Below are 21,074 nucleotides of genomic sequence, written 5' to 3'. Positions count from 1 at the left end.
GTCGACACAGCCCCGTCGGCGGTGTGCCTCATAGACGAGTGGAGCTGAAGTGACCGCAAGTAATGATTCATTCGGTGCAAAGGGCACCCTCGAAGTCGGCGAGAACTCGTACGAGATCTTCCGACTGTCGGCTTTGCCCGGTGCCGAGAAATTGCCTTATGCACTGAAGGTCCTCGCGGAGAACCTCCTTCGCACCGAGGACGGTGCCAACATCACCGCCGACCACATTCGTTCGATTGCCTCGTGGGATCCGTCCGCGGAGCCGAGCTTCGAAATCCAGTTCACGCCTGCGCGCGTCATCATGCAGGACTTCACCGGCGTTCCGTGCATCGTCGACCTCGCCACGATGCGTGAAGCCGTCACCACCCTGGGCGGCGACCCCAACAAGGTCAACCCCCTCTCCCCCGCCGACATGGTCATCGACCACTCGGTCATCCTCGACGTCTTCGGCCGCGCCGACGCTCTCGAGCGCAACGTCGACCTCGAGTACGAGCGCAACGGTGAGCGCTACCAGTTCCTGCGTTGGGGACAGGGCGCGTTCGACGACTTCAAGGTCGTCCCCCCGGGCATGGGCATCGTGCACCAGGTCAACATCGAATACCTGGCACCGACGATCATGACCCGCAAGGGACAGGCCTACCCCGACACCTGCGTCGGCACCGACTCGCACACCACGATGGTCAACGGCCTGGGCGTGCTCGGCTGGGGCGTCGGCGGCATCGAGGCCGAGGCGGCCATGCTCGGCCAGCCCGTCTCGATGCTCATCCCCCGCGTCGTCGGCTTCAAGCTCTCCGGTGAGATCCAGCCCGGCGTCACCGCGACCGACGTGGTGCTGACCGCAACCGAGATGCTGCGCAAGCACGGCGTCGTCGGCAAGTTCGTCGAGTTCTACGGCGAGGGTGTGGCAGAGGTTCCGCTCGCGAACCGCGCCACCCTGGGCAACATGAGCCCCGAGTTCGGTTCCACCGCAGCGATCTTCCCGATCGACGAGGAAACCATCAACTACCTGCGCCTCACCGGCCGCAGCGACGAGCAGCTCGCGCTCGTCGAGGCGTACGCCAAGGAACAGGGCATGTGGCACGACCCGAAGAACGAGGCCGTGTACTCCGAGTACATCGAGCTCGATCTCAACACGGTCGTTCCGTCCATCGCAGGACCGAAGCGTCCGCAGGACCGAATCCTGTTGTCCGAGTCCAAGGTTGCGTTCCGCAAGGACATCCACAACTACGTCGAGGAGAACCACCCGAAGCACGAGGGTGACAGCAAGCTCGACGAGGCACTCGACGAATCGTTCCCGGCAAGCGACTCCGCTTCGCTGAGCTTCGCCGAAGAGGATTCCGTCGACGTTCGTTCTGCCGCATACGGTTCCGAGGGTCGTCCGAGCAAGCCGGTCCGGGTCACCACCGACGAGGCAGGCGAGTTCGTCCTCGATCACGGTGCCGTCGTGGTTGCGGGCATCACCTCCTGCACCAACACCTCGAACCCGTCGGTCATGCTCGGCGCAGCACTGCTCGCCCGCAACGCCGTGGAGAAGGGCCTGTCCACCAAGCCCTGGGTCAAGACCAACATGGCACCCGGCTCGCAGGTCGTCACCGACTACTACGAGAAGGCGGGCCTGTGGCCGTACCTCGAGAAGCTCGGCTACTACCTCGGTGGTTACGGCTGCACCACGTGCATCGGTAACACCGGCCCGTTGCTCGAGCCGATCTCGAAGGCGATCAACGACAACGACCTCTCGGTCACCGCAGTGCTGTCGGGCAACCGCAACTTCGAGGGTCGCATCTCCCCCGACGTCAAGATGAACTACCTGGCCTCACCGCCGCTGGTCATCGCCTACGGCCTCGCGGGCACGATGGACTTCGACTTCGAGACCGACCCCCTCGGCGAGGACCACGAGGGCAACCCCGTGTTCCTCAAGGACATCTGGCCGTCCTCGCAGGAGATCGAAGACACCATCAAGTCGTCGATCAGCCGGGACATGTTCAGCAAGTCCTACGAGACCATCTTCGCAGGCGACAGCCGCTGGCAGAACCTGTCGACCCCCGAGGGCGACACGTTCGAGTGGGATCCCAAGTCCACCTACGTGCGCAAGCCTCCGTACTTCGACGGCATGACGATGGACCCGGCTCCCGTCGAGGACATCACCGGTGCACGCGTGTTGGCTCTGCTCGGCGACTCGGTCACCACCGACCACATCAGCCCGGCAGGACCCATCAAGGCAGGTACGCCTGCTGCGCAGTACCTGGACTCGCACGGTGTCGAGCGCAAGGACTACAACTCGCTCGGTTCGCGTCGTGGAAACCACGAGGTCATGATTCGCGGAACGTTCGCGAACATTCGCCTCAAGAACCAGCTCCTCGACGACGTCTCGGGCGGCTACACCCGTGACTTCACGCAGGACGGCGGACCTCAGTCCTTCATCTACGACGCGTCGCAGAACTACCAGAAGGCCGGCATACCGCTGGTCGTGCTGGGTGGCAAGGAGTACGGCAGTGGCTCCTCGCGCGACTGGGCGGCCAAGGGCACCTCGCTCCTGGGCGTCAAGGCCGTCATCACCGAGTCGTTCGAGCGCATCCACCGCTCCAACCTCATCGGCATGGGTGTCGTTCCCCTGCAGTTCCCGGCCGGTGAGAGCGCATCGTCGCTCAAGCTCGACGGCACCGAGACCTTCGACATCGTCGGCGTCGCGAAGCTGAACGAGGGCACCACCCCGAAGACGATGACCGTCATCGCCACCAAGGAAGACGGCACCAAGGTCGAATTCGAGGCCGTGGTTCGCATCGACACCCCGGGTGAAGCGGACTACTACCGCAACGGCGGCATCCTGCAGTACGTGCTGCGCAACATGATCAGAGGCTGAGTGCGCGTCGTCTGACGTATGCCTCGAACGGCGATGGGCCCGGAACCGACAACGTGTTTCCGGGCCCATCGCCGTATCGGTCGAGGCCCTCATCGAAAGTAGGAAACCCACACGTGCCCAAGGTCAGCGAAGACCACCTGGCCGCCCGTCGAAGCGAAATTCTCGACGGCGCGCGTAAGTGCTTCGGCGAGTTCGGCTACGAGGGCGCGACGGTACGGCGTCTCGAAGAGGCCACCGGCCTGTCGCGCGGAGCCATATTCCACCACTTCAAGGACAAGGACGGTCTCTTCCTCGCCCTGGCGCAGGAGGATGCTCGACGCATGGCCGAGGTCGCGGCCACCCAGGGTCTGGTGCAGGTGATGCGAGACATGCTGGCGCAACCCGAACAATTCGAGTGGCTCGGAACGCGGCTCGAGATCACCCGACGACTGCGCACGGACGCGGACTTCCGGTCCAGCTGGGCCGAACGGTCCGCAGAGCTGACCGACGCGACACTCGGGCGACTCGAGCGCCAGAAGACCGCAGGAAGATTGCGCGACGACGTCCCCAACGACGTCCTCGCCGACTACCTGGATCTCGTGTTGGACGGCCTGGTGGCGCGCATCGCGTCGGGCCACGGGAGGTCCAACCTCGCGGCGATCCTGGATCTGGTCGAGGAATCGGTCCGCAGGCAGGACTGAGCGGGACGTCCCGGACGAGCCGGCCTGCGGGTCAGGCCAGCTGGATCAGTTCCAGGTATTCCTGGGACCAGTGGTCCTCGGTACCGTCGGGGAGCAGAATCACTCGTTCGGGTGAGAGCGCTTCGGCGGCACCGGGATCGTGGGTCACCAGGACGACGGCACCCTTGTAGCTGCGGAGCGCGTCGAGGACCTGTTCACGGGAGATCGGGTCGAGGTTGTTGGTCGGTTCGTCGAGCAGCAGCACGTTCGCCGCGGAGGACACCAACCCGGCGAGTGCCAGACGGGTCTTCTCACCGCCGGACAATGTCCCTGCAGGCTGGTCGAGCTGGGGGCCGGTGAACATGAAGGCTCCGAGCAGAGACCGCAGTTCCTGCTCGCCGGTATCGGGTGCCGCGTGCCGGATGTTCTCCCAGACCGACGCGTGATCGTCGAGAGTGTCGTGTTCCTGTGCGAAGTATCCGACGCGCATGCCGTGGCCGGGTTCGATCTCGCCGGTGTCTGCCTTCTCGGTTCCGGCGAGAATCCGCAGCAGCGTCGTCTTGCCCGCACCGTTGAGCCCGAGCACCACGACACGGCTGCCCCGGTCGATGGCGAGGTCGACGCCTGCGAAGATTTCCAGCGATCCGTACATCTTGGTCAGGTTCTTCGCCATCAGCGGCGTCTTGCCGCACGGTGCGGGCTCGGGGAACCGGATGTGCGCCACCTTGTCCGACACACGTTCGGCGTCGAGGTTGGCGAGCAGCTTGTCCGCGCGCTTCGCCATGTTCTGTGCCGCAACGGCTTTCGTTGCCTTGGCCCCCATCTTGGCGGCCTGCACCCGCAGTGCCCCGGCCTTCTTCTCCGCGTTGGCGCGCTCACGGCGGCGACGCTGCTCGTCGGTGGCGCGGGCGTCGAGGTACTTCTTCCAGTTCATGTTGTAGATGTCGGCTTCGCCGCGCACTGCGTCGAGGAACCACACCCTGTTCACCACGTCTCCGAGCAGTTCGACATCGTGACTGATCACGATGAGTCCGCCCTCGTGGCTCTGCAGGAATCCGCGCAACCAGGTGATGGAATCGGCATCGAGGTGGTTGGTGGGCTCGTCGAGCAGCAACGTGGTGTTCGAGCGGCCGCCACTGCCGTCGGACGCGGCGAACAGAATGCGAGCCAGTTCGACGCGTCGGCGCTGACCACCGGACAGGGTGCGCAGCGGTTGGCCGAGGATGCGGTCGGCCAAGCCGAGGCTGTTGCAGATGCGAGCCGCTTCGCTCTCGGCTTCGTAGCCGCCGAGGGACGCGAAACGCTCTTCGAGTTCGCCGTACTTGCGGACGGCCTTGTCGAGCAGCGCCTCGTCTGCCACCTCGGCCATCAATGCCTGCTGCTTCTCCATGCTGTGCAGGAGCGTGTCCAGGCCCCGAGCCGAGAGCACTCGGTCCTTGGCCAGCACGTCGAGGTCGCCTTCTTTGGGATCCTGCGGTAGGTAGCCGAGTTCTCCGGTACGCACGACCTCGCCCGCGTACGGCTCTCCCTCGCCTGCCAGGATGCGCAGAGTGGTGGTCTTGCCTGCACCGTTTCGACCCACCAGCCCGATGCGGTCGCCTGCCTGCACGCGGAGCGCGGGCCCCTCGGTGGACAGAAGGGTCCGCACACCGGCACGAACTTCCAAGTCGGTGGCGGTGATCACGCGTGAACTCCTAGCGATTGCCGAACAAGATCGTTGCCCGTCGACCGACGGGCGAACCATGCCGTCGAGCGGCACAGCAAACCCCCATTTTAGCTCAGCATTCACGTGCCCTCACCCAGGAACGACGGTGACACCGGTAACGTCTGATCGATGACCGACGCCCCCGAAACCGTCAGCCCCTCCAGCGCGCCGATCCCCGACCTCACCGGGCGCACCGCTCTCGTCACCGGCGGTAGCCGAGGCATCGGCAAGGCCATCGCCGCCGAACTGCTCGCTCGCGGCGCGAATGTCGCCATCACCGCCCGCAAGCGCGAACCTCTCGTTGCCGCGGCCGCAGAGCTCGGCGATTCCGTGCTCGCGATCGACGGTAACGCGGGCGATCCGGAGCACCGGCGCAACGCGGTGGCGAGCACGGTGGAGACCTTCGGTTCGCTGGACATCCTGGTCAACAACACCGGCATCAATCCCGTCTACGGCTCGCTGATGGATGCGGACCTGGCGGGCGTGAGCAAGATCTTCGACACGAACGTGGTGGGTACCCTCGGCTTCGTCCAGCAGGCGTTCCATGCCTGGATGGGCGAGCACGGCGGCGCGGTCGTCAACATCGCGAGCGTGGCAGGCATCCGCTCGACCGGCGTGATCGCCGCGTACGGCGCATCCAAGGCCGCCCTGATCCGCCTCACCGAAGAGCTCGCCTGGCAGCTCGGTCCGAGGATTCGCGTCAATGCCGTGGCACCGGGGGTGGTGAAGACCAAATTCGCCGAGGCGCTCGTCGCCAACGGAGAAGACGCGGCAGCGGCCGGCTATCCGATGAAGCGTCTCGGAAACCCGGAGGACGTCGCGGCCCTGGTGGCCTTCCTGGTGTCGGACGCCTCTTCCTGGATCACCGGCGAGACCGTGCGCGTGGACGGTGGTTTGCTCGCCACCGGCGGAATGTGAAAGATTTCTCGGCCGACGTCGCGGTGATCGGACTCGGCCCGGCGGGACGGTCGGTGGCCCACCGATGCGCCGAGGCAGGACTCGACGTGCTCGTCGTCGATCCGCATCCGTCGCGTACCTGGACACCGACGTATTCTGCCTGGGCCGACGAGTTGCCACCGTGGTTGCCCGAGACCGCCGTCGCCTCGACTGCGCAGAAGCCGGCGGTATGGACCGATCACCATCGGATCATCGACCGAACGTACTGCGTGCTGGACACACCTGCACTGCAAGCGACCTTGTCTCTCGACCGCGTGCGAGTGCTCGCCGGAACGGCCGTCGATGTCACCGGTTCTCGCGTGACGACGTCCGACGGCACCATCGTCGACGCTCGGCACGTCGTCGATGCTCGCGGAACGCTCGATTCACACGACCTGGCACAGCAGACCGCATACGGCATCGTCGTCGAACGGGAGCGCGCCGAACCGATCCTCGAAGGATCCGACGCCTGGTTCATGGATTGGCGCACCGACAACGGTGCCCGGCCCGGTGAGGTGCCGAGTTTTCTGTACGCCGTGGCGCTCGACGACGATCGAATCCTGCTCGAGGAGACCTGTCTGGTGGGCCGACCGGCACTCGAGCTCTCGGTGCTTCGAACACGGTTGCACCACCGCCTCACCCACCGCAACCTGGAACCGACCGGCCACGAGGATGTCGAGCGTGTCCGCTTCTCGGTCGAACCACCGCCTCGGTCGCGACTGCACACCGGCCGAGACGGTCCGGTGTTGTTCGGCTCTCGCTCGAATCTGATGCATCCCGCCACCGGGTACAGCGTCGCGGCCTCGCTGGCATCGGCGGATCACCTTGTCGAGCGGTTCCGAGGCGGCGGTCGATCGCGCCCGGTCCGCTCGGTGCACGTGTGGACGGTCCAGAAGCTTCGCAACCTCGGCCTGCGCACGGCACTGGCACTCGAACCCGAGATGGTCCCCCAGTTCTTCTCCAGCTTCTTCTCGCTCCCGGTCGAACTTCAGCGCTCGTACCTGTCCGGCCACGACGACGCCCTGGGGACGATGACCGCGATGCTGAAGATGTTTCCGACGCTCCCGGCGTCGGCCAGGCTCGCGATCGCGCGCACGATAGTGCGCACTCCGGGCCGCGGCTGAGTTTCTCGCCAACGGTCGACACGCGGGCGCCCGGTCGGCGATCATGTACAGATGCGCAGCATTTGGAAGGGCTCGATCGCCTTCGGACTGGTCAATGTTCCGGTGAAGGTCTACTCGGCCACCGAGCAGCACGACATTCGGTTCCATCAGGTGCACGCGAAAGATGGTGGTCGTATCAAGTACGACCGGATCTGTCAGGAGTGCGGCAAGTCGGTGCAGTTCGCCGACATCGACAAGGCGTACGACTCCCCCGACGGCGAACGCGTCATCCTCACCGACGACGACTTCGACAAGCTGCCTGCGGCGGAGAAGCACGAAATTCCGGTTCTCGAATTCGTACCCACCGAGCAGATCGATCCGATCCTCTACGACAAGAGCTACTTCCTCGAACCGGACTCCGCGTCACCGAAGGCGTATGTCCTGCTGCGCGAGACTCTCGAAGAAACCGAGCGCACCGCGCTGGTGCATTTCACTCTGCGTCAGAAGACCCGTCTGGCCGCTCTGCGCGTGCGCGACGACGTGCTGGTGATCCAGACGTTGCTGTGGCCGGACGAAGTCAGGGCCGCGGAATTTCCTTCGCTCGTGGACGCGCCGTCCGCGCGTCCACAGGAAGTGAAGATGGCGACGTCCCTCGTGGAAAGCATGTCCTCGGAATTCGATCCGACCGAGTACACGGACGATTATCAGATCGAACTGCGCAAGCTGATCGACGAGACGCTCGCCAACGGCGGTGAGAAGGTCATCCACACCGAGACGGAGAAAGACGACGACGGCGAGGACGCCGAGGTGGTCGATCTCGTGGCGGCGTTGCAGCGGAGCGTGGAGGCGGCAGGCAAGAACGCGAAGTCCGGGTCCGGCTCGTCTGCTCCGGCGAAGAAGGCTCCCGCCAAGAAAGCTGCTGCGAAGAAGGCCCCGGCCAAGAAGGCTGCTGCGAAGAAGTCGACCCCCGCCAAGACCACCGACTCCAAAACCGACGAAGCGAAGGGTGCGTGAGGGGGCCGACTCGTCAGTGGGTCAGACGGTGAAGCCGAGGGCCCTGAGCTGCTCGCGACCGTCGTCGGTGATCTTGTCCGGGCCCCACGGCGGCATCCACACCCAGTTGATCTTCAGGTCGGCGGCCAATCCGCTGCGTACGAGCGCACCGCGGGCCTGATCCTCGATGACGTCGGTCAACGGGCATGCCGCCGAGGTGAGCGTCATGTCGACCGTGACGATGTCGTCGGCGTCGATCTTGATGTCGTACACCAGCCCGAGGTCGACGACATTGATTCCGAGCTCGGGGTCGACGACGTCGCGCATCGCTTCTTCGAGGTCCTCGAGCACCTTGATCTCGTCGGCGGTCAGTTCCACCGGAGTGGTCACGGCTGGAGTCGTCTCTGTTGCTTCGGTCATGATTGCTGTCCTCCGGAAAGTGCCGACTGGGCGGTCCCGCCCGTCGTAGCTGTCGAATCTGCGTCCACTACTTGAACAACCGCGTCCTTGAAAGCCATCCAACCCAGCAATGCGCACTTCACGCGAGCCGGATACTTGGCCACACCGGCGAACGCAATGCCGTCGCCGATGACGTCCTCGTCACCCTCGACGGTACCTCTGCTGCCGACCATGTCGCTGAACGCGTCGACCGTCTTCAGCGCGTCGGCCACGCTCAGGCCGACGACCTGATCGGTGAGTACGGACGTCGCTGCCTGACTGATCGAGCAGCCCTGGCCGTCGTACGACACGTCTGCGACGGCACCGTCCTCGATCTGCACGCGCAGGGTGACCTCGTCGCCGCAAGTGGGGTTGACGTGGTGCACCTCCGCGCCGAAGGGCTCGCGCAGTCCGCGGCCGTGCGGGTGCTTGTAGTGATCGAGGATCACTTCCTGGTACATCTGTTCCATCCGCATCTACAGCTGCCCTCCCCCGCCGTGGTCGGTGGTTCCGAAGAACGATTGCGCGCGGCGAATCGCCTGTGCGAGAACCTGTACTTCCTCGACCGTGTTGTACAACGCGAACGAGGCACGCGCTGTCGCAGCCACACCGAAGCGTCGATGCAGCGGCCACGCGCAGTGATGCCCGACGCGAATGGCGACGCCCTCGTCGTCCAGGATCTGTCCGAGGTCGTGGGCATGAATGCCGTCGACCACGAACGACACTGCCGAACCGCGGTCGACGTTCTCCGTCGGGCCGATCACGCGAACACCGTCGATCTTCGCGAACTCGGCGAGAGTTGCTGCGACCAAGGCCTTTTCGTGCGCGGCGATGACATCGATGCCGATGTTCTCCAGGTACCGCACAGCGGCACCGAGTCCGACGACCTGCGAGGTCATCGGAACCCCGGCCTCGAATCGTTGCGGAGGCGCGGCGAACGTCGTCTTCTCCATGGTGACGGTCTCGATCATCGAACCGCCGGTGATGAACGGAGGCATCGCCGCGAGGAGTGCGGCCTTGCCGTACAGCACGCCCACTCCCGAGGGACCGAGCATCTTGTGACCGGAGAACGCGGCGTAGTCGACATCGAGCGCGCGGAAATCGACCTTCATGTGCGGCACCGACTGGCATGCGTCGAGGACGACGAGCGCACCGACCGCCCTTGCCCGACGCACCAATTCCTCGACCGGAGCCACAGCACCGGTCACGTTGGACTGATGCGTGAACGCGAGAACCTTGACGGCAGAAGACAATTCGAGTGAATCGAGATCGATGCGTCCGTCGTCGGTCACGCCGTACCAGCGCAGGGTGGCACCGGTTCGAGCGGCAAGCTCCTGCCACGGAACGAGATTGGCGTGATGCTCGAGTTCGGTGACGACGATCTCGTCGCCGGGACCGAGATGGCGATCGAATCGCTGATCGGCAAGCACGTACGTCACGAGGTTGAGCGACTCGGTCGCGTTCTTGGTGAACACGATCTCGTCGACGTCCGCCCCGACGAACGACGCGATGGCGGCGCGGGCACTCTCGTAGGCATCGGTGGCCTCTTCGGCCAACTGATGCGCCCCGCGGTGTACGGCCGCGTTGCACGTGGTCAGAAACTCGCGCTCGGCGTCGAGTACCTGCACGGGCCGCTGCGAGGTGGCACCGGAGTCCAGGTACACCAACGGCTTACCGTCTCGCACGGTGCGCGAGAGGATGGGGAAATCGCGGCGAACCGTGGCGACATCGAACGATGCCGCCACCGCCGCAGCTGCGGGTGCAGCCATACTCATGCTCCGGTGGTCGCGGCCTGCGTGTAGCCGGCGTATCCGTTGGCCTCGAGCTCGTCGGCCAGCTCTGCACCGCCGGACTTCACGATTTCGCCGTTGACGAAGACGTGGACGAAGTCGGGCTTGATGTAGCGCAGGATGCGGGTGTAGTGCGTGATCAGCAGCACTCCACCGTCTTCGCGCTCCTTGTACTTGTTGACACCCTCGGACACCACTCGCAGAGCGTCGACGTCGAGCCCGGAGTCGGTCTCGTCGAGGATGGCGATCTTGGGCTTGAGCAATCCCAGCTGAAGAATCTCGTGACGCTTCTTCTCGCCGCCGGAGAAGCCTTCGTTGACGTTGCGCTCGAGGAAGTTGGCCTCGATCTCGAGTTCGCTCATGGCGGTCTTGGCTTCCTTGACCCAGTGCCGCAGCTTGGGGGCCTCGCCGCGCACAGCGGTGGCGGCGGTGCGCAGGAAGTTCGACATCGAGACGCCGGGCACCTCCACCGGGTACTGCATCGCCAGGAAGAGGCCGGCGCGGGCGCGCTCGTCGACGCTCATCTCGAGCACGTCTTCACCGTCGAGGGTGATGGTGCCGGAGGTGACGGTGTACTTCGGATGGCCTGCAATGGCGTACGACAAGGTGGACTTGCCGGAACCGTTGGGCCCCATGATCGCGTGCGTCTCGCCGGACTTCACGGTCAGATCGACACCCTTGAGGATGTTGATCGGCTCGGCGGACGAATCGGTGTTGGCGACGCTGACGTGCAGATCGCGGATTTCGAGTGTGGACATCACAGTTCCTTTGTGCAGTCGAGAAAGGTTCGGGTGGACCTACGCGCCGGCGACGGCGAGTTCGGTCTCGATGGCGGCGTCGAGACGCTCGCGTACGGCGGGGACCGGAATCTTGTCGATGATCTCGTGGAAGAAGCCTCGGACGACGAGTCGACGAGCAACCTCCTCCGAGATGCCACGAGCGCGCAGGTAGAACAGCTGCTCGTCGTCGAAACGGCCGGTGGCGCTGGCGTGGCCCGCTCCGACGATCTCGCCCGTCTCGATCTCGAGGTTCGGTACCGAATCGGCCCGCGCACCATCGGTGAGCACGAGGTTGCGGTTGAGCTCGTAGGTCTCGGTTCCCTCTGCCTCGGCTCGGATCAGAACATCGCCGATCCACACGGTGTGCGCGTCGACGGTTCCGGGTCCGGTTTCGCCCTGCAGCGCGCCCTTGTACATCACATTGGACTTGCAGTGCGGTGCCGAGTGGTCCACGAGCAGTCGCTGCTCTAGGTGCTGGCCGGCGTCGGCGAAGTACACACCGAGCAGGTTCGCGTCGCCGCCGGGCGCGCTGTAGCGCACGGTCGGGCTGATGCGCACCAGATCGCCGCCGAGACTGACGTTGTAGTGCCGCAGCACGGCGTCGCGCCCGAGCATCGCGTGGTGCGCTGCGACGTGCACGGCGTCGGACTGCCAGTCCTGGATCAGTACGACGTGCAGTTGCGAGCTGTCACCGAGAACGAACTCGACGTTCTCGGCGTACGTGCCGCTGCCCCGCTGATCGATCACGACGGTGGCGCGAGCGAACGTGCCGAGTCTGATCTGCACATGGCCGTAGGCGACGTGGTCGACACCGGGACCGTCGACGGTGATCTCGATCGGATCGGCCACCTCGACCTCGTTCGGCACGGAGACGATTGTGGCCTCGGTGAACGCCGAGAAGGCCTGAGCGGCAATACGATCGGCAGGAACACCGGCCTTGCCCAACCGCTCGTCGTCGCGGCCCACGGTCTCCACGACCACCGATTCCGGTGCACCGACGGTGACCTGAGCGGCCCCGTCGGCGACAGCGGAACCGTCGTGCAGGCCGCGCAGCCGACGCAGCGGCGTGAAACGCCACAGCTCGTCACGGCCGGACGGGATCTCGAACGCATTCACGTCGTACGACGTGAACTGAGCGCCCTTGTTCTCGACGAGCTTCGACTTGTCTTCCTTGGCCGACTCTGGATTCTCGGATGCCACGGCACCCATGACTCCGGTGAGGGGGTTGTTCACTTATCCGACCGACCCTTCCATCTGCAGCTCGATGAGCCGGTTGAGCTCGAGCGCGTATTCCATCGGCAGTTCGCGAGCGATCGGCTCGACGAAGCCACGGACGACCATTGCCATGGCCTCGTCCTCGGTCATGCCACGGCTCATCAGGTAGAACAACTGATCGTCGCTGACCTTCGAGACGGTGGCCTCGTGGCCCATCGACACGTCGTCCTCGCGGATGTCGACGTACGGGTACGTGTCGGAACGACTGATCGTGTCGACGAGCAACGCGTCGCACTTGACCGTCGAACGCGAGCCGTGCGCACCCTTGTTGATCTGGATCAGACCGCGGTACGACGTCCGGCCACCGCCGCGAGCGACGGACTTGCTGACGATGTTCGAGGACGTGTGCGGTGCCAGGTGCAACATCTTCGAGCCGGTGTCCTGGTGCTGGTCCGGGCCTGCGAACGCGACCGACAGAACCTCACCCTTGGCGTACTCACCGGTCATCCAGACAGCGGGGTACTTCATGGTGACCTTGGAGCCGATGTTGCCGTCGACCCACTCCATTGTTGCGCCTGCCTCGGCCTTGGCGCGCTTGGTGACGAGGTTGTAGACGTTGTTCGACCAGTTCTGGATGGTCGTGTAGCGGCAACGACCACCCTTCTTGACGATGATCTCGACCACGGCGGAGTGCAGCGAATCCGACTTGTAGATCGGCGCGGTGCAACCCTCGACGTAGTGCACGTATGCACCCTCGTCGACGATGATCAGCGTGCGCTCGAACTGGCCCATGTTCTCGGTGTTGATCCGGAAGTAGGCCTGCAGCGGGATGTCCACATGGACGCCCGGCGGGATGTAGATGAAGGATCCACCGGACCACACCGCGGTGTTCAATGCGGAGAACTTGTTGTCGCCCGCGGGGATGACGGTGCCGAAGTACTCGCGGAACAGCTCCGGCTGCTCCTTGAGGGCGGTGTCGGTGTCGAGGAACAACACTCCCTGAGCCTCGAGGTCCTCACGGATCGAGTGGTAGACCACCTCGGACTCGTACTGGGCAGCGACACCGGAGACGAGGCGCTGCTTCTCCGCCTCGGGGATGCCGAGCTTGTCGTACGTGTTCTTGATGTCTTCCGGCAGGTCTTCCCACGTGGCAGCCTGCTTCTCGCTGGACCGCACGAAGTACTTGATGTTGTCGAAGTCGATGCCGTCGAGGTTGGAACCCCAGTTCGGCATCGGCTTGCGCTCGAACGTCTTGAGCGCCTTGAGGCGCGCCTCGAGCATCCACTCGGGCTCGCTCTTCTTCTGCGAGATGTCCCGGACGACGGCCTCGGAAAGACCGCGCTTGGCACTTTCACCGGCTACGTCCGAGTCGGCCCAGCCGTATCCGTAGGTGCCGAGCGAGGCGATGGTCTCGTCCTGGGTCAGCGGCGCGGTGGGTGTCACCTGGTCTGGTGTGACGGTCATGCGGGCTCCTTCCGGAGGCGTGGGCGTTCTCCGACGCGGGGCTGCGCGTCGGGAGTCTTCTTGTCGGAACTATCGGTGTTCGAGTACCGCGTCGGTGACAGCGGTACGTGCGTCGTGCATGCGCAATTGCCGTTGGCGATGGTCGCCAAACGCTGCACGTGCGTGCCGAGGATCTCGGCGAACGCGGTCTGCTCGGCCTCGCACAGCTCCGGAAACTCGGAGGCGACGTGCGACACCGGGCAGTGGTGCTGGCAGATCTGCACACCGTTGCCCACCTGACGGGTGGTGGCGGAGAAACCGGCCGCGCTGAACGCGTCGGCGATTCGGTCGGCGGCGTCCTCCACGGCATGCGCATCGGATCCCGTCGCCGGCTCCACGTCGGCCACGATGGTGTTGACGCGTTGCCGCGCGAACGTCTCGATGGCCGCGTCTCCACCGATCTTGCGCAGCTGCCGCATGGCGGCACCGGCGAGATCGTCGTAGGTGTGGCCGAGACGATTGCGTCCGGCTGCAGTCAGCTGGAAATGCTTCGCCGGTCGACCCCGGCCCCGTTGCCGGGCACCCGCGGGAGTGGTGATGCGGGCCTCGCCCGCGTCGATGAGTGCGTCGAGGTGACGTCGAACACCTGCCGCGCTCAAACCCAGTCGAGTACCGATGTCGGAGGCGGTGATGGGGCCCTCTTCGAGGAGCAGAGTGACCACAGCGCTCCGCGTCTGCCCCTCGGGGGCCGACGTGGGTCGCACCGACGAAACGCCTGCGCCGGTGGCCGACGACTCGACACTTCCCGGACGCACGAGCGAGCTCTCGGTTGTTTTCACAACACCAGTGTGACGGAATTGCAGTACCCGGTCCAGCAAGGGTGCCCTTTGCAGGTCGCTCACCCAGCACGGTGGCCGATGCCCAGGTGGTCCGGTGGAGCACGGTGCAGGCCGCGTGCGAGTGCCCCGCTACGCTCCCACTGTGCCATCGACCGACAGTGAGCCCAGTTCCGAGAGCTCACCTTCCGCGAGGGGTTCCGAGTCTCTCCCGGCGCCCGGCACCCCGAAGTCCGGATCGGCTGCGCTCGTCCACAGGTTCGTCCTGACCCCCGCACGCCGAGTCATCGGCCTCGAGCCGACGCCCCCGGGCGGAGCAGTCGCCACCTTGCACGGAGACGAGCAGGAGGCGCCGGGTCTCAATCCCACGGAGACGAACCAGCTCAGGAACATCCGACGTTTCGGTGCCGCGGGCGCACTACTGATGGCGATCGGAGCGCTCGGCGCAGGCGCGCAGCCGGTACTGCAGAACCCGATCGCAGGCGTCCGACTCCTGAGCCTGCCGTCCCGGATGGCAACGACCGCACTGACAGTCACGATGACCGGAACCGTCATCGTGGTGCTCGCGTGGTTGCTGTTGGGAAGATTTGCGTTGGGACGCACACGATCGGGAACCACCCCACGCCGGCTCACTCGTTCGCAGATGGACCGCACACTGCTGCTGTGGATCCTGCCGTTGAGTGTGGCACCGCCGATGTTCTCGCGCGATGTCTACTCGTACCTCGCCCAGAGCGAGATCACCGCTCGCGGACTCGACCCGTACGAGGTCGGTCCGGTCGATGCACTCGGGGCCGACAACGTGCTGACCCGAACGGTTCCCAACATCTGGCGGGAGACCCCGGCACCCTACGGTCCGCTGTTCCTGTGGATGGGGCGTGGAATCACGTACTTGACCGGTGAGAACATCGTCGCAGGCATCTTCCTCCATCGCCTGCTCGCGCTGGTGGGCGTAGCGCTGATCGTCTGGTCGCTGCCACGTCTCGCCCGACGCTGTGGGGTCGCGTCGGTCACGGCACTGTGGCTCGGTGCCGCCAACCCGCTGCTGCTGTTCCACCTGGTCGCCGGTATCCACAACGAGGCCCTGATGATCGGGCTCATGCTGGCCGGTACCGAACTGGCCCTTCGCGCGATCGAGCGCGCGGGTCCCCTGCGCAGCACCGATATTGCATTCCTCGTCGGCGGTGCCGGCCTGATCGCGCTGTCGTCTGCGATCAAGATTCCCTCGCTCATCGCGCTCGGCTTCGTGGGGATGGCACTGTCGAGGCGGTGGGGCGGGACCCTCAGATCCGTGATGTACGCGGCACTGTTGCTCGGCTCGATCGCCGTCGTGGTCCAGGTCGCCGTGAGCTTGGGTAGCGGGCTGGGCTTCGGCTGGATCAACACTCTGGGGACCGCGGGAGTGGTGCGCAGCTGGATGTCGATTCCCACGATCCTCGGTCTCGGTACCGGATTCGTCGGTGTGCTGCTGGGTCTCGGCGACCACACCACCGCTGTGTTGGGTCTCACTCGCCCGATCGCTGCCGTCGTCGCGGGAATCATCGTCGTCCGCATGCTGATCGCCGTTCTGCGCGGCCGCCTGCATCCGGTCGGCGCACTCGGCGTCGCGCTCGGTGCCGTCGTCCTGTTGTTCCCTGTGGTGCAGCCCTGGTACCTGCTGTGGGCGGTGATTCCGCTGGCCGCGTGGGCCACGACTCCCTCGTTCCGGCGTCCTGCCATTGCCTTCTCGTCGTTGGTGAGCGTGATCCTCATGCCGAACGGCAGTGAATACCAGCCGTTCCAGATCGTGCAGGCCGCAGTCATGACCATCCTGACGATCGCGTTGCTCTACCTGTTCACGCGAAACCGGATGCCGTGGCCCACCCGCACCGGACCACCGGCACGCGACCGCAACACCGACGAATACGCTGAGTCCTCGTGATCTCCGGGACGTCCGACGCGGCGCAACCTGTCGTACAGCTGACCGACGTACGCAAGTCGTACGACGGTGTCAGTGCCGTCGACGGGTTGAGCCTGAACATCGGCCCCGGCGAGGTTCTCGCGCTGCTGGGCCCCAACGGTGCCGGAAAAACCACCACCGTCGAGATGTGCGAGGGATTCGTCGTACCCGACAGCGGCTCGGTCCGGGTCCTCGGCTTGGACCCCGTCGCACAATCGGCGCAGCTGCGGCCACGCATCGGCGTCATGCTCCAGGGCGGAGGCGCGTACCCCGGTTCCAAAGCCGGGGAGATGCTCCAACTCGTCGCCTCGTACTCGGCCGACCCACTCGATCCCGCATGGTTGCTCGACTGCCTCGGCCTGACCTCGGCCGTTCGCACCCCGTACCGGCGGCTCTCCGGCGGGCAGCAGCAGCGGCTGGCTCTGGCCTGCGCCATCGTCGGACGGCCCGAACTGGTGTTCCTCGACGAACCGACGGCCGGGCTCGACGCCCAGGCTCGGTTGCTGGTGTGGGAGTTGATCGACGCCCTGCGCCGTGACGGTGTCGGAGTACTGCTCACGACGCATCTCATGGACGAGGCCGAGCAGCTCGCCGACCGGCTGACGATCATCGACAACGGCCGCGTCGTCGCCTCGGGTACACCGTCGGAACTGACCAAGCAGGGTGCCGAGGGCCAGCTTCGCTTCACCGCACCCCCCGGACTCGAATTGTCCATGCTCGACGCGGCTCTTCCACCGGGTTACGTACCGTCGGAACCGACGCCCGGTTCGTATGTGGTCTCCGGCGTGATCGAGCCGCAGATTCTGGTGATCGTCACGTCCTGGTGTGCACAGCAGGACGTGTTGGCCACCGAGTTGCAGGTCGACCAGCGCCGCCTCGAGGACGTGTTCCTCGAGCTGACCGGCAGAGAGTTGAGGAAGTGACCGTGCGCAGAGAAGCCCGGCTCGCCGACAACCGATTCGAGACAGGTCTGTTCGCGCCTCGCCCACAGCCCGCGTCGGCTGCGCGCATGCTGCTCGCGCAGACCCGCCTCGAACTGAAGTTGTTGCTGCGCAACGGTGAACAGTTGCTGCTGACGATGTTCATCCCGATCACATTGCTGGTCGGATTGACCCTGCTGCCCTTCGGCGAACTCGGTACCGATCGAGTTGCCCGAGTGGTCCCGGCCGTGATGATGGTGGCCATCATGTCGACGGCGTTCACCGGCCAGGCGATCGCCGTCGGCTTCGATCGCCGCTACGGCGCTCTCAAGAGGCTCGGGGCGACACCACTTCCACGGTGGGGCATCATCGGCGGCAAATCCGCCGCCGTGGTGATCGTGGTGATTCTGCAGTCGGTGCTGCTCGGCTCGATCGGCGTCGCTCTGGGATGGCGCCCGAGCGCGACGGGTCTGTTGCTCGGTGCCGTCATCATCGCTCTGGGAACCGTCACCTTCGCCTCGATGGGACTGCTGCTCGGCGGCACCCTGCGCGCCGAGATCGTGCTGGCGCTGGCGAACATCGCCTGGTTCGTGATGCTGGGCATCGGCAGCGCGGTGTTCGTGGACGACCAGATCCCCCAGGGACTGCAGAACGTCGCACGCATCGTTCCGTCCGGCGCGCTGGGCGAGGCACTGAGCAGAGGTGTGTCCTCGTCCTTCGACATCTTCGGCGTGGTCGTACTGCTGGCGTGGGCAGCGGTGTGCAGCACTCTCGCCGTCCGCACGTTCAAGTTCACCTGAGCAACGCTCGCTACCCAACGACGCTGTGTAGTTGATCGGCGTTTACCATCGTGGGGTGCTGTACAGAGCGTTCTTGCGCGTCGTCGACCTCTTGCCCTTGCCCTCGCTTCGAGTGCAGCGGGTACTGGCATTCATCGCGATCCTGACGCAGGGTGGCATCGCGGTCACCGGTGCCGTCGTTCGCGTCACCGGGTCGGGTCTCGGTTGCCCCACGTGGCCGCAATGCTTCCCCGGTAGCTTCACTCCCGTCGGCGTGTCCGAGGTACCGATACTGCATCAGGCTGTCGAGTTCGGCAATCGCCTGCTCACGTTCGTGGTCGTCCTCGCTGCCGCCGCCGTCGTCATCGCCGTCACCAGGGCGCGGCGACGTCGCGAAGTGCTGTTCTTCGCCTGGCTGATGCCACTCGGTACCGTCGTGCAGGCCGTCATCGGCGGATTCACGGTGCTGACCGGACTGCTGTGGTGGACGGTCGCCGTTCACCTCGTCGTGTCGATGGCGATGGTCTGGCTGGCCACACTGCTGTACGCCAAGGTGGGCGAGAGCGATGCGCCGTCGGGGTCGACGCCCACGGTGCCCGGCGCACTGCGCGCGCTGACGGGATTGTCCGGGATCGCACTGACGGGCGTGCTGATCGCGGGCACCATGGTGACCGGGGCCGGCCCGCATGCAGGCGACAAGAGCATCGAAGAACCGGTGCCGCGCCTCGGTATCGAGATCGTGACGCTGGTCCACGCACACTCCCAGTTCTTGGTCGGCTACCTGGCCCTGCTCGTCGGATTGGCATTCGCCCTGTACGCGGTGCGTGCACCGAAGGCGGTCACGTTTCGACTCAACATCCTGATCGCCCTGGTACTCGCACAGTCCCTGATCGGACTCGTTCAGTACTTCACCGGCGTTCCGGCCGTACTCGTCGCCTTCCACGTGGCCGGTGCGGGCGCATGTACCGCCGCCACCGCGGCTGTCTGGGCGGCCTGCCGAACCCGCGGCCCGGCCGCAACCGAGGAGATCGAGACCACCGAGGACGTCGCAGTTCGCTCGTGACGATCGGCCCGGCTTCGAACAGGGTGGAGGGACAGCCGACCTCCCCCTCAGATGGCCGACTGCCCCTCCACTGACTTCGACGCACCGGGTGCCGAGATGGTTCCCGCCGAATCGAACAAGTTTTGCGACTGTTCTCCGCTCAGACGATCGCCTGGTTGCGCGCCTTCGGGAACTTCTTCTGGTTGGCCACCCACCCGGCCATCTTCTCGTGGTGTCCGGGTGCCGGATTGACCGAACTGACCAGCTCACGGTCCCATTCGGCCTCGGTCAACTGGTCCAGACCGTCGACGATCGCGCGGGCGATGGCGGTCGTCGCGACCACCTGGTCCCCCAGTACGCCGTCCGCGCCGACCATGGTGAGCCGAGTCCCGGCCCGACCGATCGGCTGAATGACCACATTGGCAGAGTTGCCGTGGTCGGCGAGAAAGCTCTTCACTGCCGCGAGCGTTCCCTTGGGAACCTCGTTCGACTCGTTCTTCTCGATGCCCGCACTGTCGATTTCGGTAGCCATGCCGACACGATACCGAGGTCGATCGCGATGCCCGCATCCACCCGTCGAGTCGTTACTGATCGGTAACTTCGGCCGCGTGAGTGAACGGACCCGATCCGAGCACGCGGGTGCGATGCACCCGTGTAGAACGGTGTTCATGCGTGCCATTCGAATAGACAACACCGGCGGACCCGAGGTCATGAACGTCGTCGACATTCCGATACCGACTCCAGGACCCGGGCAACTCCTCGTCCGGATCGACGCCATCGGCATCAACTACATCGACACGTACTTTCGGCGTGGACTGTATCCGCGCGCGCTGCCGTACGTTCCGGGCGACGAGGGATCAGGGGTGATCGAACAGGTCGGAGCGAACGTCACCGAATTTGCACCGGGACATCGCGTCGCCTGGGCTGCAGCACCGGGTAGCTACGCCGAACACGTCCTGGTCGACGCCTCCTCGGCCATCGCGGTTCCCGACGGCGTACCTGCCGATCAGGCTGCATCGGCGCTGCTCCAAGGCATGACGGCGCACTACCTGATCGAGTCCACCTATCCCGCTCAACGGGGCGACACCGTGCTGGTACATGCAGGCGCTGGTGGCGTCGGACTGTTGTTGACGCAGATGGCGGTGGCGAAGGGCGTGAACGTGATCACCACGGTCTCCACGGATGCCAAGGCCGAGCGGTCGACGCAGGCCGGTGCAGCCCACGTGGTGCGATACGAGGAAGACATCGCCGCGCGCGTGCGTGAGATCACCGACGGCGAGGGTGTGCATGCGGTGTACGACGGCGTCGGGGCCGACACGTTCGAGGCAAGTCTCGCGTCGCTTCGGATCAGAGGGACTCTGGCTCTGTTCGGTGCCGCGAGCGGTCCGGTCCCGCCCATGGATCCGCAGCGTCTGAACGGCGCAGGATCACTGTTCCTGACCCGACCCACGCTCGCCCATCACATCCGAGACCGCGCCGAACTGGAATGGCGCGCCGGAGACGTGTTCGGTGCGATGTCGAGCGGTGCTCTGACGGTCGAGATCGGCGCGCGATACGCGCTCGAGGACGCGGCCACCGCACATACCGATCTGGAGTCACGCAGGACGACAGGGTCGATCGTGCTCGTTCCCTGACCGACA

Annotated in this window: 19 protein-coding genes; 10 read left to right on the top strand and 9 right to left on the bottom strand. The window is 65.3% G+C overall.

The features are described from left to right. The first annotated feature begins 49 nt into the window (after window positions 1-49). Both CH271_RS18010 and CH271_RS18005 read left to right on the top strand, forming a co-directional pair. Entirely contained in the window at window positions 50-2,860 is a 2,811-nt protein-coding gene (locus tag CH271_RS18010; RefSeq protein ID WP_037189352.1) for an aconitate hydratase, read from the top strand. Window positions 2,861-2,973: 113 nt separating this feature from the next. Next, complete coding sequence (locus CH271_RS18005; protein ID WP_037189354.1) at window positions 2,974-3,540, top strand: TetR/AcrR family transcriptional regulator; 567 nt, start codon at window positions 2,974-2,976, stop codon at window positions 3,538-3,540. Between the two features lie 31 nt (window positions 3,541-3,571). Here CH271_RS18005 and CH271_RS18000 read toward each other — a convergent pair whose 3' ends face one another. Further along, complete coding sequence (locus CH271_RS18000; RefSeq protein WP_068050503.1) at window positions 3,572-5,203, bottom strand: ABC-F family ATP-binding cassette domain-containing protein; 1,632 nt, start codon at window positions 5,201-5,203, stop codon at window positions 3,572-3,574. Between the two features lie 150 nt (window positions 5,204-5,353). Between CH271_RS18000 and CH271_RS17995 the strand changes: the two genes are divergently transcribed. The 3 genes from CH271_RS17995 to ku are packed head-to-tail and all read left to right on the top strand — an operon-like array spanning window position 5,354 to window position 8,277. Further along, window positions 5,354-6,142: an SDR family oxidoreductase gene (locus CH271_RS17995; RefSeq protein ID WP_037189357.1), complete on the top strand. Its 789-nt coding sequence runs from the start codon at window positions 5,354-5,356 to the stop codon at window positions 6,140-6,142. Next, on the top strand, window positions 6,139-7,284 hold the full coding sequence (locus CH271_RS17990; protein WP_094634379.1) for a lycopene cyclase family protein: 1,146 nt from the start codon (window positions 6,139-6,141) through the stop codon (window positions 7,282-7,284). Before CH271_RS17995 ends, CH271_RS17990 begins: the two co-directional genes overlap by 4 nt. 51 nt (window positions 7,285-7,335) lie before the next feature. Further along, the gene (gene ku, locus CH271_RS17985; protein WP_094634378.1) at window positions 7,336-8,277 is read left to right on the top strand and encodes a non-homologous end joining protein Ku; all 942 of its coding nucleotides are present in this window, start codon (window positions 7,336-7,338) and stop codon (window positions 8,275-8,277) included. A gap of 21 nt (window positions 8,278-8,298) precedes the next feature. On the opposite strand, the gene CH271_RS17980 is transcribed toward ku, so the two are convergent. From CH271_RS17980 to CH271_RS17950, 7 genes are read right to left on the bottom strand one after another with little or no spacing between them, the layout of a single operon-like run. Beyond that, the gene (locus tag CH271_RS17980; RefSeq protein ID WP_094634377.1) at window positions 8,299-8,676 is read right to left on the bottom strand and encodes a metal-sulfur cluster assembly factor; all 378 of its coding nucleotides are present in this window, start codon (window positions 8,674-8,676) and stop codon (window positions 8,299-8,301) included. Then, a complete protein-coding gene (gene sufU / locus CH271_RS17975; protein ID WP_037189362.1) occupies window positions 8,673-9,170 on the bottom strand; it encodes a Fe-S cluster assembly sulfur transfer protein SufU in 498 nt (165 codons plus the stop codon). The genes CH271_RS17980 and sufU overlap by 4 nt, the downstream gene beginning before the upstream one ends. Continuing rightward, window positions 9,171-10,463, bottom strand: coding sequence for a cysteine desulfurase (locus CH271_RS17970; protein WP_094634376.1), 1,293 nt, complete (start codon window positions 10,461-10,463; stop codon window positions 9,171-9,173). Between the two features lie 2 nt (window positions 10,464-10,465). Continuing rightward, window positions 10,466-11,242: a Fe-S cluster assembly ATPase SufC gene (sufC, locus tag CH271_RS17965; RefSeq protein WP_032403380.1), complete on the bottom strand. Its 777-nt coding sequence runs from the start codon at window positions 11,240-11,242 to the stop codon at window positions 10,466-10,468. A gap of 39 nt (window positions 11,243-11,281) precedes the next feature. Next, on the bottom strand, window positions 11,282-12,472 hold the full coding sequence (sufD, locus tag CH271_RS17960) for a Fe-S cluster assembly protein SufD (protein ID WP_094634591.1): 1,191 nt from the start codon (window positions 12,470-12,472) through the stop codon (window positions 11,282-11,284). A gap of 24 nt (window positions 12,473-12,496) precedes the next feature. Then, window positions 12,497-13,942 carry a Fe-S cluster assembly protein SufB gene (sufB, locus tag CH271_RS17955; protein WP_032377835.1) on the bottom strand — a complete coding sequence of 482 codons (1,446 nt, stop codon included), beginning with the start codon at window positions 13,940-13,942 and terminating at the stop codon, window positions 12,497-12,499. After that, window positions 13,939-14,685, bottom strand: coding sequence for a helix-turn-helix transcriptional regulator (locus CH271_RS17950; protein ID WP_317810418.1), 747 nt, complete (start codon window positions 14,683-14,685; stop codon window positions 13,939-13,941). Before CH271_RS17950 ends, sufB begins: the two co-directional genes overlap by 4 nt. Window positions 14,686-15,022: 337 nt before the next feature. On the opposite strand from CH271_RS17950, the gene mptB reads away from it, so the two are divergent. From mptB to CH271_RS17930, 4 genes are read left to right on the top strand one after another with little or no spacing between them, the layout of a single operon-like run. Next, complete coding sequence (gene mptB / locus CH271_RS17945; RefSeq protein ID WP_094634589.1) at window positions 15,023-16,675, top strand: polyprenol phosphomannose-dependent alpha 1,6 mannosyltransferase MptB; 1,653 nt, start codon at window positions 15,023-15,025, stop codon at window positions 16,673-16,675. Next, the gene (locus CH271_RS17940; protein WP_032398020.1) at window positions 16,672-17,616 is read left to right on the top strand and encodes an ABC transporter ATP-binding protein; all 945 of its coding nucleotides are present in this window, start codon (window positions 16,672-16,674) and stop codon (window positions 17,614-17,616) included. The genes mptB and CH271_RS17940 overlap by 4 nt, the downstream gene beginning before the upstream one ends. Beyond that, window positions 17,613-18,413 (top strand): ABC transporter permease, encoded by an 801-nt coding sequence (locus CH271_RS17935; protein ID WP_037189365.1) that lies wholly within the window; start codon window positions 17,613-17,615, stop codon window positions 18,411-18,413. The genes CH271_RS17940 and CH271_RS17935 overlap by 4 nt, the downstream gene beginning before the upstream one ends. A 55-nt stretch (window positions 18,414-18,468) precedes the next feature. Beyond that, window positions 18,469-19,455: a COX15/CtaA family protein gene (locus tag CH271_RS17930; RefSeq protein WP_094634375.1), complete on the top strand. Its 987-nt coding sequence runs from the start codon at window positions 18,469-18,471 to the stop codon at window positions 19,453-19,455. Window positions 19,456-19,594: 139 nt separating this feature from the next. Here the strand turns inward: CH271_RS17930 and CH271_RS17925 are convergent, their stop codons facing one another. After that, window positions 19,595-19,966, bottom strand: coding sequence for a hypothetical protein (locus tag CH271_RS17925; RefSeq protein ID WP_037189371.1), 372 nt, complete (start codon window positions 19,964-19,966; stop codon window positions 19,595-19,597). Window positions 19,967-20,102: 136 nt separating this feature from the next. Here CH271_RS17925 and CH271_RS17920 point away from each other — a divergent pair, with 136 nt between their 5' ends. Next, entirely contained in the window at window positions 20,103-21,068 is a 966-nt protein-coding gene (locus CH271_RS17920) for a quinone oxidoreductase family protein (RefSeq protein ID WP_094634588.1), read from the top strand. Window positions 21,069-21,074 lie beyond the last annotated feature (6 nt).

Source organism: Rhodococcus sp. 05-340-2, from assembly GCF_002258915.1.
Lineage (GTDB): Bacteria > Actinomycetota > Actinomycetes > Mycobacteriales > Mycobacteriaceae > Rhodococcoides.
Note: the sequence above shows the minus strand (reverse complement) of the source record. Positions and strands in the feature narration are given on the sequence as shown.